The organism is Alginatibacterium sediminis (genome assembly GCF_003610775.1).
In the GTDB taxonomy this organism is placed as follows: domain Bacteria; phylum Pseudomonadota; class Gammaproteobacteria; order Enterobacterales; family Celerinatantimonadaceae; genus Alginatibacterium; species Alginatibacterium sediminis.
Genome location: NZ_RAQO01000005.1, coordinates 364,757 through 379,563, shown reverse-complemented (window position 1 = coordinate 379,563; position 14,807 = coordinate 364,757). Strand labels below are relative to the sequence as shown.

The following is a 14,807-nucleotide window of genomic DNA, read 5'->3' as shown; positions in this document are numbered from 1 at the left end:
GGGAAGCGCAGAAGTATAAAATTTGTATAAAAATTGCTCGATTTCGCTTATTTTTTGACCGAACGGTCAATTTAGTTGTCACCCTTCATTGTTTGTTGATGTTTTTATCCAATTATAAGACCTGAACACCGTAACCAGATGGTTGCGGTGTTCGTCAAAAGTACACTTCGAACTTTAAAAATGTAAACATTGAGTACTTAGCATCGCGAGTCGCTAAGCGATGTCAAAAGAGCTACCTCGTTGTGTTGATTGCCAATCTCTAGCGATCGCAACGGTTGCATGATCCGCCGCTAATGGCGATAGTCCCAAAATCATATCAGCCGCTTTCTCGGCGAGCATAATCGTTGGTGCATTCAAATTACCATTTGGAATACTAGGGAAAATCGAAGCGTCGACAACTCGCAAAGCCCTCACGCCTCGAACTTGAGTCTGAGAATTAACGACCGCCATATCGTCTTCACCCATTTTGCACGAACAAGATGGATGATAGGCACTTTCGGCAGCTTGTCTTACAAAGGCATCTATCTCTTCATCACTTTGCACCCCTTTGCCGGGTTGAATTTCATCACCTCTGTAAGCATCAAAAGCGCTTTGCTCGATAATTTCTCGAGTTAAACGCACGCAAGCTCGGAAGCCTTCAATGTCATCAGGATGTTGTAGATAGTTAAATTGGATTTTGGGCGCATCTTTAGGATTGCTCGATTGTAATAACACATGCCCGCGACTCTTGGGTTTGTTATGCCCAACGTGCACCTGAAAACCGTGACCTGAAAAAGCTTCTTTACCATCGTAGCGAATTGCCGCAGGTAAAAAATGATACTGAATATCGGGCCATTCAACTTGTGCTTTTGAGCGGATGAATGCGCAAGACTCAAAATGATTGGTAGCACCTAAACCACTGCGATTGAGCAGCCAACGTGCTCCTATCAATCCTTTAGATATAAGGCCTAAACGACCATTAAGCGTTATTGCTTGCTTACACTTATATTGAAAATAGAACTCTAAATGATCTTGCAGATTTTGTCCCACACCGGGTAGATGATGCTTATATTCAACACCTGCAGACTCAAGCACGTCCTTATCCCCAATACCTGACAGTTGCAGTAGGTGCGGCGAACCGATAGCGCCGGCGCTCAAAATCACTTCCTTATTGGCCATCGCATATCGGCTTTTACCGGCGTGTTGATAGTGGACACCTGTCGCTTGCTGGTCTTCTATTTCAACGCGTTCAACCAAAACTTTGGTGATTACCGTTAGGTTTTTGCGCTTCATCGCTGGATCTAAATATTCCCGGCTGGTCGAGCTGCGAACGCCATTTTTCACCGTCATGTGCATAGCGGCAAAGCCTTCTTGCTGTTGGCCATTGTAGTCTGCACTTACGGCATAGCCGGCTTGCTTACCCGCATCAATAAAACATTGGTATAAGGGGTTTTGCATTTGATTGCCGTTATTGACCCCAAGAGGCCCTTGCTCGCCTCGGTATTCATTTTTACCTAGGTAATAGGTCTCGGCTCGTTGGAAGTACGGTAAGCAAGCCTGGTAGTCCCAACCTTGTGCTCCCAAATGCTGCCATTCGTCAAAATCTTTGGCATGACCGCGCACGTAGACCATGCCATTGATCGATGAAGAGCCGCCAAGAACCTTGCCCCTAGGACAATGCATTTCGCGATTATCTAAATACGGTTCAGCTTGCGTATGAAACTGCCAAGCATACTTAGGCGTATTCATTGGAATTGACAACGCTGTGGGCATTTTAATAAAAATGCTTTTATCGCTGCCACCAGACTCAAGAAGCAATACTTTATGGGTTGGGTTTTCAGACAAACGATTTGCAAGTACGCAACCTGCAGAACCAGCCCCTACGATAATATAATCGTAACTATCACTATTGTTTTGGCTCAAAACGGACTCTCTATATTAGTCATTCCAACATAAATTGATTTGGTTTGAGTGTAGTGCTCAAGTGTCTCAATCCCGTTTTCTCGGCCTATACCCGATTGTTTGTAGCCACCCACAGGCATCTCTGCGGGAGAGTTTCCATAGCTGTTAATCCAACAAATACCTGCTTGCATTTTATGGATGACTCGGTGGGCACGCTGAATATCCTTGGTAAAAATCCCAGCGGCTAAACCTAAATGGGTGTCATTGGCTCTTTGGACAACGTCTCTTTCATCGTCAAAGACTAAAATGCTCATCACTGGTCCAAAAATCTCTTCGCGAACTATGCGCATATCATCTTGGCAATCAACAAACACGGTCGGTTCAACAAAATAGCCATTTGCAGCTGATGCGGGTCTCATCGCTTTTCCACCGCAAAGCAAGCTAGCGCCCTGCTCAATGCCTGAGTCAATATAGCTGAGCACCAACTGTTGATGTTCTCTAGAAATTAAGGCTCCAAAATTAACCTTAGGGTCGAGAGGATCGCCTGCAACAATGTTGTTTTGAATACGATGAAGCAATTTTTGAGTAAACTCAGTGTAGATATTACGGTGCAGATAAACGCGCGTACAATTGGTGCAGATTTCACCCTGGGTATAAAAGTTACCGAGCATGGCCGCACTAACAGCTTGGTCAATGTCCGCATCCTCAAACACCAATAGTGGCGATTTTCCACCCAGCTCCATAGTGACCGACTTCAACGATCCCGCACTACTAGCGACTACTTTTTTACCTGTTCCTACTTCGCCGGTAAACGACAGCTTGGCTATCTCAGGATGATGGCTTAACCACTGACCCACTTCAGCCGCACCTTGTACAACATTAAACACACCGGCCGGAACACCAGCTTCGCAAAATACTTCTGCCAACTTTAGCGCGCCCAAAGGTGTTAATTCTGAGGGCTTAAAAATTAGAGCATTACCAGCAGCCAAGGCTGGACCCGATTTCCAACAGGCAATTTGTAAGGGGTAATTCCATGCCCCAATGCCGGCGCAGATGCCTAAAGGTTCTTTACGAGTATAGTAAAAGTCAGCTCCTACTGTTTGCTGTTGACCAACCTGTGTCGGGGCTAGACCTGCGAAGTATTCAATAACATCGGCCCCAGTTTCAACGTCGACACATTGCGCTTCTTGCCATGGCTTGCCTGTATCGAGAACTTCTATTGTTGCGAGTTCATCATTTCTTTCGCGTAGTATTGCCACGGCTTTTAATAATATGCGGCTGCGTTCAATCGCGCTCATCGATGACCAAAGATCGAAACCCAACTTTGCGCTCTCTATTGCTGCTAGTTGTATGGATTCATCCGCAATCTCAACCCGATAAATGACTTCATCTGTCGCAGGATTCTTTACTTCAAAATGCTCGCCAGTAGTATTGGCTAAGTAGCGCCCATGAATAAAGTTTTGGTAAATAGGTAGTGTCACTTTGAGTCTCCATACTGTTTGATCAGAGAATTGATATAAGTCTTAGCCAGCGCTTCGCTTTGTTTAAAAGCTATTGGGCCAGATTGTGAGAGTACGCTTCGAAGCCATAGCCCATCGATCATGGCGGCACTTAGCAAGGCCGCTTGTTTCGCATCTTTGCGAGGCATTAGCAAAGCGAAGGCGTAGCTCAAATTACTAATGAGGCGACGGTCATTAACTTTTTGTAGACGCTGTAATTGTGTATTGTGCATCGATTGCGCCCAAAAACTTAGCCAGGTTTTAGTAAACGCAGCACTATGCTGTAGCCCAGAGAAGTTAGTTTCGACAATGTACATAAGCCTCTGCTCAGCGCTGCAATGACCGTCAATTTTCGACAAAAACTCTTGCTTTAATCGAGCAAGCATATACCGAACTGAGGCATTGATTAGGCCCTGTTTACTACCAAAATAATGGCTAATAATGCCACTTGATAGGCCTGCCCTCTGGCTAATCCGACTAATGGTTGTAGCGTGCATCCCAAATTCTGCGATGGACTCAATGGTTGCACTCATCAGTTGGTCGCGTCGTATAGGTTCCATTCCAATTTTTGGCATATTTTTATTAATTGAACGTTCAATATAAATAAAGGCTACGTCATTCTCATGGTTTACTCAAGTCAAGTGTTAATGGTGTGCCTGAATTTCAACAATCTTTCCAAAATTGTTATGTTCGGTGCAAGAACAGCAATCAAAACGTCTAATTTTTTTACACTTGATTAACACTTGTTCAAAGCAACAAAACACAAAATTGCACTAAAATATTGTATTTATTTAGTATTTTTATAAAGGAACAATTATTGCAATAGTTGCAATTCTTTAGTGAATACGGATATCCCACCAATAATGAACATCAATAAATCTATTACCCTTGCATTTGGTACTTTGTTAGCGCTTTCGGCAAATATGGCTGTTGCAGGTGTGATAACTGGCGTAGGTAGCTATGCTGCGACGTCAACCTCTAGTAACTGTCCCTCGTATTGCACCAGTGGTGATGACTACTATGAATCCATGGGTGGCGAGTACCAAAGCACGGCTCAAAGCGAACTAAGCAATTATGCTGCTGCTAAAGCATTTTCCGGTTTTGTTGATGGCTCCTATTTACCCTTGCTAAGGGTTGAAACTTCAGCAGCTTATCGACAACGCGCCGGTGCAACTGCTTTTTCGGTACAAAACTATACCAATACCAGCGGTAGTGACCGAACCATTGGCCTGAATTTAAATTTGCACGGCTCTGTGGGAGGCTCAGGGAGTAACTCATTGAGCGCAAGCGTCGCGATTATGCGTGGATCATTGCTAGAGTGGTATCCCGACTTCGCCACCTTGGTTTACGAATTTGGAGGTGGATTACGGGTCGGAGATCCTACCAACACTTACATTTCGAGCGGCCAAGATGTTAATGTTCCAGCTTCACTAAGCTTTGATTTAGAAGAAGGCGAAAGTTTTTTCGTAGTAGCAGCTATGTACGCAAGTTCAAAAGACGGTTACGCTGATGCTTGGAATACCCTAAGCATGAGTTTTAGTGATGGTAGTGGGCTACAAGCAGCTCTTCAGCCAATTGCACAATCTGTTCCTGAGCCAGCAAGCTTGGCTTTGATGGTGATCGCTCTTGCCGGATTAAGCCGTAAAAAACTACGTAGGTAGTTCATCGTACGACATAAGTTACCTTAAAAGCCAAGTTATAAACTTGGCTTTTAAGTTTTTGATTTCTTTATTTTCACCCACACCCTGATACCGATCTTTGTTTGGAACTTAAATACTCCCTGTACTGAGCGACATATAAAAGATGAGACGAAGCAAAGATCAATAATTTACATTTCAGCTTAAAACTAATTGTGTCAATTATTTTTACAAAAATAATAATCCTTTCAAAAGAAATTTACATAAACTTCTGTTTTATATGCTTTTTATAATTAGGCCTATTTATTGCATCACGATCTCATAATTGCTGAAACTGCAATTTCATAATTTTAAGTAAAGGAATACGCATTGAAAAAACTACAACTTGCGGTGCTAAGCACCGCACTGCTGGTGTCTGCTGGCCATGCATCAGTCATGCTTAATGGATTTGGTGGCGAGCTTGGCTACGGAACAAATGACATCTCATTTGGAGATGACACCAGTAGTAATGAGTTAGACCTCCCATTTGTAATAAATTACTTTGGTGAAGTACATGACACCTTTTTCATCAACTCAAACGGTAACATTACCTTTAACGATGGCTTCACTACATTTACTCCGCAACCTTTTCCTTTAGATCGCATCGCTGACGGCGGTGGCTGTGAAGAATGTGGTGACGATGGCGAACCAGCTCCACAAGCTCTTCTAGCGGAGCCAGAACCAGATTATTTGAGCATGATTGCTCCATTTTGGGCTGATGTCGATGTTAGAGATGGAGGCCAAATATTTTTAGGTGCCCCTGACCAAAATAGCATTGCGGTCACTTGGAAAGATGTTGCTGGTTATGGTTTAGACTCTGAACAGACGAACAGTTTCCAACTTGTTTTAATCAACCGTGATGATACCGGCGCTGGTAACTTCGATGTTGAGTTTCGTTACGACCAAATTGAATGGACTACGGGCTCGGCTTCTGGTGGTGTAGCAGCGCAAGTAGGTTATGATGCTGGTGATGGTGAAAATCATTTTACTCTTCCAGGATCGCGTAGTGAAGCAGTAAGGGACCTCGTTTCTACCTCAAATACGGGTGAAGATGGTGTATGGCGCTTTGCTATACGTGATGGTGCTCTTCCAGGCCAAACCCCATTAAACCCAATTATGCCTGTGATAGTCGATGGCGGATTTGACTTTGATTTTAATGTTATCGAAAACGAAATCGTATTCATTGACCCTGATGTAGCCGTTGGGTACGACTACATCGTTGATCAAGGTCCAAATATTCGTTCGGTTATTCTACCCGCTGGTTTTGATGACGATATCTACGCACTTTGGTTGTTTGGTGTAAATGGTTGGGAAGAAATCGGAACCATCAATGCAGGTGAAGAGTATTTCTTCGCATCTGGCGGCGTTAATCAATTCCGCATTACCGGTATTGATGTAGATAACGCAGTTGACCCAGAAGATTTACTTGCCTTTGTCACAGGCTTAAGCTTTGTTGATGCTGGCCAAGTTCAAATGCGCCAAGTACCAATTACCGAGTTTGTTGCAGACCCTTCTTCAGTACCTGGACCACAAACGCTGATCTTGCTAGTTTTAGCATGTTTTGCCTTGTCGGTTCGTAGCCGTAAGATAACTCGCTAGTTCTAACAAGTTATTCTTAAGAAAGGCCACCTAAGGGTGGCTTTTTTGATTTAATTTCTAGGTACAACTGTTATTGTTCGCCTTATTTACTAAAACAATCTGTTGCTGTTTTCACACGGAAGTACTATGCCAATTCTTATCATTTTAACTCTAAGCTTATTTAACTCCTTCGCCTTTGCAGAACAAGAACTAGAACCAGTCTGGAAAAGTTCATGTGACCAACAGCAACGTTGTAATGCCACGCTACCTGTTGTTGTAGAGAACCAAGGACAAAAAAGAGTAGTTGCTGGACTGACGTATCTCTACAACCCACCCGGAGACATTTTACGTATTCGATTTAGCCCAAAGGCAACTCGAGGAGCCGGCATTGGTTTGAAAGTGGATCAAAACAAGGCGCTTCAGTTGCCAATTAGTAATTGCGACGACAAAGTATGTGAAGTGAATATTGCTGTTGATACCCAGCTGTTAAACGAACTACGCGGTGGGCAGTGGATGCTACTTGCTTACCAAGAAAATACGAAGCAACGCACACTACCCATACAGATTTTTGGCTTTAATGCTGTTTATGAGCAATGGAACCAAGCGCGAGAAAAGCCAACTCATTAATCGACTTAATTTGGTTCAAATTGCTTAGCGCTAGTCAGCCTAGCCAAACCATCTGAGGCAACGCGCTTAAGTCCAATTTGTCACCATGTTTAGCCGCAATCGTCGACGAGGGGCTTAGTTTGGTATTCTCTTGTAAGGCTTTAATGAGTCCCTGCTGAGCTTCCGGCTCACCATGGACCAATATTAAGGGCGGTGCGTTATTAAATTTGCGATACCAACTGACTAACTCATGTTGATCAGCATGTGCCGACAGCCCGCCAACCGTGTGTAACTTGGCAGCAACCTTCACAACTTTGCCATGGATCTTAAGATGATCTGCGCCATCAACTAACAAACGTCCCGGTGTACTCAGTGCTTGATAGCCGCATATAATGACATCGCATTCTGGTCGCCATAGATTGTGTTCTAAGTGGCATCGAATACGTCCACCATTACACATACCACTACCAGCAATAATAATTAGGCCTTGGCTTACATCGTTGAGTTCCATTGATTGTTCAGTACTTTGAACAAATTCGACATTTGACAGTAATGGATGTTCACCAGGATGTTGGCGAGTAAAGCGTTTAAAGTCTTCATCCATCAGTGGATAATTATCTAAGTACACTTTAGTGGCTTCAATTGCCATTGGGCTATCTAAGCAAATTTTCCATGCTGATAAGTCCCACTCTTCGGCATACAAATGAAATAAGTACAACAGCTCTTGCGCACGCCCAACCGAAAATGCGGGTAATAGAATGTTGCCACGGCTACCACGAATCGCTTCGGCAAAGATTTGCTTAAGTTCGGTGATGGTATCTAGCCATGAGCGGTGGGTACGATTGCCATAGGTGCTCTCCATCAGCACCAAGTCTGCCTCAGGTATAGCCACTGGATCATTGAGAATCGGCATGCCTTCACGGCCTAAGTCGCCACTGAAAACGAGTTTTTTTTGTATGTCTTGGTCGGTGACCCATAACTCAATAATAGCCGAGCCAAGAATATGCCCTGCATCACTAAGACGAACTTGAAGCTCGCTGAATATCGTTAGTGTTTGGCCATAACTAAGCGCTACAAACTGCTTCATTGCCTGCGTTACGTCGTCTTCGTCAAACAAGGGTTCAAGCTGGGGCAAGTCATTTTTCTTACGTCTTTTATTGAGTCGCTCAACATCACGACTTTGCAGCATCGCTGCATCTTTAAGCATAATGTCGCACAATTGAGCACTGGCTTTATGCGTATAAATAGGCCCTCGATAACCTGCTTTTATTAACTTAGGTATACGACCGGAGTGATCGATATGGGCATGACTAAGAATCACAGCGTCAATAGCCGTAGGGTCAAAGTCAAACGGGTCTTGGTTACGTAGCGTGTCTGCTTTGCTACCTTGGATAAGGCCGCAATCGAGTAGAATTTGTTTGCTGCCGACTGTTAGTAAATGACATGAGCCCGTCACTTCTTCGGTGGCACCTAAAAACTGTAGAGTCATCGTCATGATTTTTCTCCGCTTCAGTTCTTTAGCGTCTAAATATAGTTATAACTAGACTAAGGATTGCTCTTACTATTAGCATAGACCAACTGCCGTTAACGCAATGTGCGCTAGTTCCAACAACGCCATAAAGGCTATGTAAAGCAATGCATGTTATTGTGAAGTGATTACTGCTAGGTCGAATTTATCGCGAATTTACATCGTACTCAAAAAACACCACATCCCCGCTTCCATCAATACTTTGGCTAAATCCAAGTTTACGTAACAACTTTAAAGACGCGACATTGGTGACATCAACTCCAGCGACAAGCGTGTTCCAATCTAGCTTGCCTTGCGCAAACACTAGAAATGCAGCCAACAACTCGGACGCCAAACCTTGCCCCCAATATTGCGGCGCTAACAAGTAGCCAATGTGGTTTCGTCCAGCATGACTATTGGATACAAACAATAATCCAAGGGTGCAAGTAGACCCCTTATCTTCAAGCATAAATAGACTACTTTCGCTCAACATTCGATCTAACCAAGTAGCAGCATCTTCCATGGATAAAATGTTATGGAAATATGGCGGAAGATTCTCGACCACTTTAGGACTTAACAATGAAACAATACTTAACAGTAGCTGCTCTCGTTCTAACTCAGATATTTCGGGCTTAACTTGCTTTGCATGTAAACGTTCACTTCTGAATTCCATAATCTTCCCTATTCATAGGTATTAATAACTGCCTGAATTACAATCGGAAAAATCAGGCAGTTTTGATAGTCATAGATCAATGTAACTTAAGCAAAGCCACAATAAAAAGGCCGCTACTAATAACACAACTTCCAACTCTTACATGATTCCAACGCGTCCAATACCTCATATAACGTTTCCACAAGCGCTCCTCACTCTCTGAGTTAGCGCCTTGTAACTGCTGATTAAGAGGGACATTAAATAAGCCAGTACAGGCAATCCCACCCAGCAGATAAAACCCACCAGCCCAATAAATCCAATGCGCATTAGGGTGCACCGATGATATCAACATAAGCAACAATGCCAATACAATCGAGCCTAAAAACAAAGGCATGAATGCTGACTTTAGAATCACTAGATTAATGCTGTTCATACTTGCTACCGCAACCTGGACCGGTAGCCTATCAAAGGCCCGCATTATGAATGCTGAAAACGCAAAAACGATGCCAGCAACCAAACCAATACTAAGGGCGGCTACGCTTAGGCCTATGACTAATAGGAGTTCCATATTCATAACACCGGCTGCTGTATCTGTGCATCTATGAGGTCCCAAATACCGCTGCGTGCAGTATTAGCAACATAGTCTTGGAATCTCCTTGCTGGCTTACCCAATACTTGCTCAATCCCATTGTTGATATGGCTATTTCGCCCATCAAAGACGAGGCTAAACAACTCGTTCATTAACCACAGCATTTCTTGGGGCATATCGAGCTGACGTAAACCGTGCAAAAACTGCTCTACGCTGATCGGTACAACCTCAATAGGGCTATCAATAGCTTTAGAAATGATTTGCGCGCAGTCTCTAAAGCTAAGTAATTCAGGCCCAGTTAGCTCAAATAGTTGATTTCGTAGTTCAGGCCTAGTCAAGCAAGCAACTGCAACCTCGGCAATATCATCGACATCGATAAAGGGTTCTAAAGTGTCAACAGCCGGCAGTATAAATTGACGGCTGTTGACACTTTCAATCAAAAAGCTTTCGCTAAAATTCTGAGAAAACCAACTCACACGCACTACATTCCAGTTTATGCCACTATCAATCAATATTTGCTCGCAGGATTGAGCACCACCCTCTCCGCGTCCCGACAGCAACACGATGTGCTTTATTCCTGCTATCTTCGCAATTCGAACAAACTCTACAATTGCTTGTTGCGCCAAAGGCAGCGCTAAGTCTGGTTGGTAGCAGACATAGGCACGGCTACAGCCTTGCATCACCGATAACCAGTCTTGCGGTTTATTCCAATCAAAACTAAGTTGCGTGCTGCGTGATACCGCGCGTGTAGCGTAGCCTTTCATTTTAAGTATCGTTTCGATTCGACTACCCGTTTTAGCGTACTTGCCAATGATCAATGTTGTCTCTGAAGTCATGGTTATTTCCTTTAATAGTTGAATACCTTTTGCTCGGCAAACCTAGTATTCTCGCTATTGACTGGATCTTTAATGCTTAATCGACTAAAAATAATGATTAAACGTCTATTTTTGTTGGTCTAGGTAAAATCAATGCACGCATCGTCGATGAACTTTCCACAGGCAAGCGATCCGCTCGGAGAAGCGCTGCATCGATTAAGGCTTGAAGGCAGTTTGTATTGTCGCTCGGTACTTCACGGCAATTGGTCATTTGCTATGCCCCAAATGCCTGGGAAAATGATGTTCCATATTGTGACCTCAGGACAATGTTGGTTAAGGCTTGAGGGAGAAGAGGCAACGCTTCTTGAGCAAGGATCATTGGTATTGGTCCCACATGGACAAGGGCATATCATTGCAACCGACCTTGATCGAGAGGCGACCCCGCTGTTTGATGCAGATGTACAAAGAATTAGTGAACGCTACGAAATACTAGAAGTGTTAGGTCCCGGCACAAAAACAGAGGTGACCTGCGGGGTTATGGGCTTTGACCAATTGGCGGGCAAGCAGTTAATTGAACAATTACCAAACTTGGTGACGCTTGAAAACCTAAGTCAAGAACGTGAGCAATGGTTACATCAATCGCTAGCATTTATTGCTAGTGAAGCTCAACAGCTTAAACCTGGCGGCGAGACCATCATCACCCATCTGGCAGACATTCTAGTGATACAACTCATTCGCCATTGGTTGGAGCAATCCCCGCAATCAAACACCGGCTGGATAGGCGCACTACGCGATAAACAAATAGGTGCAGCCATGCGCGCTATTCATAATCAGCCACAACTTAACTGGACCGTTGAAACCCTTGCTCGGGAATGCGGAATGTCACGATCTGGTTTCTCGGCTCGGTTTTCGGATTTAGTCGGAAACAGTGTGAAAAGCTACCTAACCCAATGGCGTATGAGCCTCGCATATCAGCAACTTAAACATCAAAACGTGCCCTTAATTAAGCTTGCCGAAGATCTTGGTTACAGTTCAGAAGCAGCTTTTTCACACGCCTTTAAACGAGTTATTGGCGTGTCGCCTGGTAAAATAAGCAGCAATCATTATTAATCTTTAACAAGGGCTATAGTTACCATGTATATACCGTTTTTCCAGTGATATTGGCTTGCGGTACAAATCCCCAATAACGGCTGTCCAAGCTGTTGTCTCGATTATCTCCCATAACAAAATAATGGCCCTTTGGCACTAGCCATTCACCCGAAACTCGCCCAGTTTGTGAAAAGTAATGCTCGAGAAGTTCAGCCCGATTGGGATCTTCTAGAACCGTGTAACGGTTGTCTTCAAGAGACTCTTGATAACTGTGTAAAACAAACTGCTGCACAGTTAAATCTGCTAAGCGCTCTTTTGTGAAGCGAACAGGCTTTGAGCACGGCGAACGTTTAGCTTTGCAAACAGGCTTAATCGTAATCGTTTTGTTGCGGTAGACAATCCGTTCACCCGGCAAAGCGATTACCCGTTTTACAAAATCGACTTCAGGAGATTGCGGATGTTGAAACACGATAATGTCGCCGCGTTCTGGCTTCTTACTGGCTTGAGTTCGTAGTATTTGGTGCCCTAAAAACCGATAGTTACCATAGCCCCACTTGCTAACCAAAATTTGCTGGCCTACATTCAAGCTGGGGCTCATTGACGCCGAAGGTATAGAGAAGGGTTCATAGAAAAAAGTTCTAAAGCTAGCACTTATAAACATGACCACGATAAAACAGCTCAGTGTAGCCCACCAACTGGCGAACCAAGCTCGAACTTGTGTCGTGTCATAGCGCCGAGCCAAAATAAAAGCATGTATAGGGCAAATAATTACCAGTATTAACGGCAATCGTAGTTGCGAATACCATTCACCTTGGGCAGCACCGCTATGCATCTTCAAATCAACAATGCTTAGAAGCAACGTGGCCAAAAAATAAAAGATAAATAGCTTAGGTCGGTTGATATATAGAAATGCAAAAGCTTGGGTGACTAGGCCCAAAACCGCAGCGAGCCAGGCTTTAGGCTTCCAGGTTAATTCCATTAATAAGTCGCAACATCCGTTGAAAACTGATATTAAAATACAGCAAAAACAAATGAATAGAAGTTTTTTGTGCATCCTTAAGTTAGATAATGATTCAATTCAGAACAGCAAACACATCTCTTCTAAAACATGAGCAAAACCTAGCTCAAAAACAATTGAACTAGGCCCTTGTCTCAACTATGAGACCTGACGAGTAGCGCAGATCACGATTTCACGAATGCACACACCCTGTGGCTGTTGATACGCATACTCAACCGAACGCGCGATATCATCAACATTGAGCACACCACCCATATCATCTTTCCAAGCTTGGTAGCCATCCTTGATATCTTCAGATGTAGTATGTGATAGCAATTGGGTTTCAACCGCTCCAGGGGCAATGGTCGTCACTCTGACATTATGGTCGGCAACTTCTTCGCGAACATTTTCAGAAATGGCGTGCACTGCAAACTTAGTACCGCAGTATGCTGAGTGGTTTGGGAAGGATTTACGTCCTGCTACCGAACTTATATTGATTATACTGCCACTTTTACGTGCTTTCATTGGGGAAAGCACCGCCTGCATGCCATTCATCAATCCGATCACGTTTACATCAAACATAGTTTTCCACTCAGCTGGGTCTTGAACGTCTAAGGCGCTTAGAAGCATGACACCTGCATTGTTTACGAATAAGTCGGTTGGACCATATTGGGCTTCTGCTTTTGCGATTGCAGCACCAAAGCTAGCTTGGTCGCTTACATCAACTTTGGCACAAATGGTGTTTTCTAAACCGAGGTTTTCTAGTAAATCGAGACGACGAGCAAGTAATAGCAGCGGATGACCTGCTGCATTCATGCGTCGTGCGATAGCTTCGCCAATTCCTGAGCTAGCCCCAGTAATAACAACTAGTTTTTTCATGCCTATTTCTCCAATCAAAGGTGTGGCGAACAAAGCAGTTTGTTCGCGATACATTAATCATAAGGTAGAAGCACTTTGTTGATATATAGCAATTCACTTGAAACATTGTTTCTATACAGCACCAATAAAGACTAGAGCTTCAAGCTTTCGAATTGCTCTTTTATATAACTGATGAAGGAGCTTAGCCGTTTAGATTGGTATTTGTCGCGGTGATAAATAACAGAAAATTCAACACTAGGGATTTCCCATTCAGGCATAATTCGAAGTAAGCGCCCACTTTCAACATGCTGGGCGCAATACATCATTGGTACTCGGATAATGCCATTACCTTGTAATGCACCATCGACCAATGCCCGACCATTTTTACTATGCAGTCGACCATTGACAACCACTTCAGCATGTTGAGATGGGTCGCCACCGTTGATGTAAGTCCACTTTGTGACTGAACCACACAAGGTACGATGCTGTGACAACTCCCGAGGATGGCGAACTTCACCATGGCTTTGAACATATTCTGGACTGGCCAAAGTTACCATTTCGATGTCCATTAGCTTTTTAGCGACAAAGCCAGCATCTTCAATCTGACCCATCCTAAATGCTACATCAAAGTCATCTTCAATTAGGTCAACGCGATGGCTAGAAAAATCTAAGCTGATGTCTATGTTAGCCTGCGAACGCATGTACTGACTGACAAATTTTACGATAATTTCTTCGCCGATATATCCACCTACGCAATTGACTCGAATCAAACCCCGAAGGGCTTCGGTATTGTCTAAGGCAGCGAGTAAGGCTTGATCGATAGAAGCCAGCGCAGTTTCGCATTCCCTAAAAAATCGTGCACCAGCCAAGCTAAGACGCTGGGTTCGAGTCGTTCGGATTAGTAGCGTCACTCCCATGTCCGCTTCTAGCTGGCTAATTTGTCGAGACACGTGCGAGCGCGAAACACCTAATGCCTCTGCAGCCTTAGTAAAGTTTCCCAATTGAGCGGTCAGCACAAATGAGCGGATATCGGCAAGATTAGTATTGTTTATCATCTCTA

At 43.9% G+C, this 14,807-nt stretch carries 14 protein-coding genes; 4 read left to right on the top strand and 10 right to left on the bottom strand.

All coding sequences use genetic code 11. The features are described from left to right. Positions 1 to 213: 213 nt before the first annotated feature. From betA to betI, 3 genes are read right to left on the bottom strand one after another with little or no spacing between them, the layout of a single operon-like run. On the bottom strand, positions 214 to 1,902 hold the full coding sequence (gene betA, locus DBZ36_RS10120; protein ID WP_120354823.1) for a choline dehydrogenase: 1,689 nt from the start codon (positions 1,900 to 1,902) through the stop codon (positions 214 to 216). After that, positions 1,899 to 3,362 (bottom strand): betaine-aldehyde dehydrogenase, encoded by a 1,464-nt coding sequence (gene betB, locus DBZ36_RS10115; protein WP_120354822.1) that lies wholly within the window; start codon positions 3,360 to 3,362, stop codon positions 1,899 to 1,901. The genes betA and betB overlap by 4 nt, the downstream gene beginning before the upstream one ends. Beyond that, the gene (betI, locus tag DBZ36_RS10110) at positions 3,359 to 3,955 is read right to left on the bottom strand and encodes a transcriptional regulator BetI (protein WP_120354821.1); all 597 of its coding nucleotides are present in this window, start codon (positions 3,953 to 3,955) and stop codon (positions 3,359 to 3,361) included. The genes betB and betI overlap by 4 nt, the downstream gene beginning before the upstream one ends. A gap of 288 nt (positions 3,956 to 4,243) precedes the next feature. Here betI and DBZ36_RS10105 point away from each other — a divergent pair, with 288 nt between their 5' ends. The 3 genes from DBZ36_RS10105 to DBZ36_RS10095 all read left to right on the top strand — a co-directional run bounded on the left by DBZ36_RS10105 (position 4,244) and on the right by DBZ36_RS10095 (position 7,261). Beyond that, positions 4,244 to 5,041, top strand: coding sequence for a PEP-CTERM sorting domain-containing protein (locus DBZ36_RS10105; RefSeq protein ID WP_120354820.1), 798 nt, complete (start codon positions 4,244 to 4,246; stop codon positions 5,039 to 5,041). A gap of 345 nt (positions 5,042 to 5,386) precedes the next feature. Continuing rightward, positions 5,387 to 6,655: a nidogen-like domain-containing protein gene (locus tag DBZ36_RS10100; protein WP_233558120.1), complete on the top strand. Its 1,269-nt coding sequence runs from the start codon at positions 5,387 to 5,389 to the stop codon at positions 6,653 to 6,655. Positions 6,656 to 6,781: 126 nt separating this feature from the next. Next, entirely contained in the window at positions 6,782 to 7,261 is a 480-nt protein-coding gene (locus DBZ36_RS10095) for an invasion associated locus B family protein (protein WP_120354819.1), read from the top strand. Between the two features lie 34 nt (positions 7,262 to 7,295). On the opposite strand, the gene DBZ36_RS10090 is transcribed toward DBZ36_RS10095, so the two are convergent. The 4 genes from DBZ36_RS10090 to DBZ36_RS10075 all read right to left on the bottom strand — a co-directional run bounded on the left by DBZ36_RS10090 (position 7,296) and on the right by DBZ36_RS10075 (position 10,824). After that, on the bottom strand, positions 7,296 to 8,735 hold the full coding sequence (locus DBZ36_RS10090) for an MBL fold metallo-hydrolase RNA specificity domain-containing protein (RefSeq protein WP_120354818.1): 1,440 nt from the start codon (positions 8,733 to 8,735) through the stop codon (positions 7,296 to 7,298). Between the two features lie 178 nt (positions 8,736 to 8,913). Continuing rightward, on the bottom strand, positions 8,914 to 9,420 hold the full coding sequence (locus DBZ36_RS10085; protein WP_120354817.1) for a GNAT family N-acetyltransferase: 507 nt from the start codon (positions 9,418 to 9,420) through the stop codon (positions 8,914 to 8,916). 76 nt (positions 9,421 to 9,496) lie between these two features. After that, positions 9,497 to 9,973, bottom strand: a complete 477-nt coding sequence (locus tag DBZ36_RS10080) for an anthrone oxygenase family protein (protein WP_120354816.1) — start codon at positions 9,971 to 9,973, stop codon at positions 9,497 to 9,499. Continuing rightward, entirely contained in the window at positions 9,970 to 10,824 is an 855-nt protein-coding gene (locus DBZ36_RS10075) for a Rossmann-fold NAD(P)-binding domain-containing protein (protein ID WP_120354815.1), read from the bottom strand. Before DBZ36_RS10075 ends, DBZ36_RS10080 begins: the two co-directional genes overlap by 4 nt. Positions 10,825 to 10,956: 132 nt before the next feature. On the opposite strand from DBZ36_RS10075, the gene DBZ36_RS10070 reads away from it, so the two are divergent. Continuing rightward, complete coding sequence (locus DBZ36_RS10070) at positions 10,957 to 11,913, top strand: AraC family transcriptional regulator (protein ID WP_120354814.1); 957 nt, start codon at positions 10,957 to 10,959, stop codon at positions 11,911 to 11,913. 19 nt (positions 11,914 to 11,932) lie between these two features. On the opposite strand, the gene lepB is transcribed toward DBZ36_RS10070, so the two are convergent. The 3 genes from lepB to DBZ36_RS10055 all read right to left on the bottom strand — a co-directional run bounded on the left by lepB (position 11,933) and on the right by DBZ36_RS10055 (position 14,802). Continuing rightward, on the bottom strand, positions 11,933 to 12,871 hold the full coding sequence (lepB, locus tag DBZ36_RS10065; protein ID WP_233558119.1) for a signal peptidase I: 939 nt from the start codon (positions 12,869 to 12,871) through the stop codon (positions 11,933 to 11,935). Between the two features lie 177 nt (positions 12,872 to 13,048). Then, positions 13,049 to 13,768: an SDR family oxidoreductase gene (locus DBZ36_RS10060; protein WP_120354974.1), complete on the bottom strand. Its 720-nt coding sequence runs from the start codon at positions 13,766 to 13,768 to the stop codon at positions 13,049 to 13,051. Between the two features lie 131 nt (positions 13,769 to 13,899). After that, on the bottom strand, positions 13,900 to 14,802 hold the full coding sequence (locus tag DBZ36_RS10055; protein ID WP_120354813.1) for a LysR family transcriptional regulator: 903 nt from the start codon (positions 14,800 to 14,802) through the stop codon (positions 13,900 to 13,902). Positions 14,803 to 14,807 lie beyond the last annotated feature (5 nt).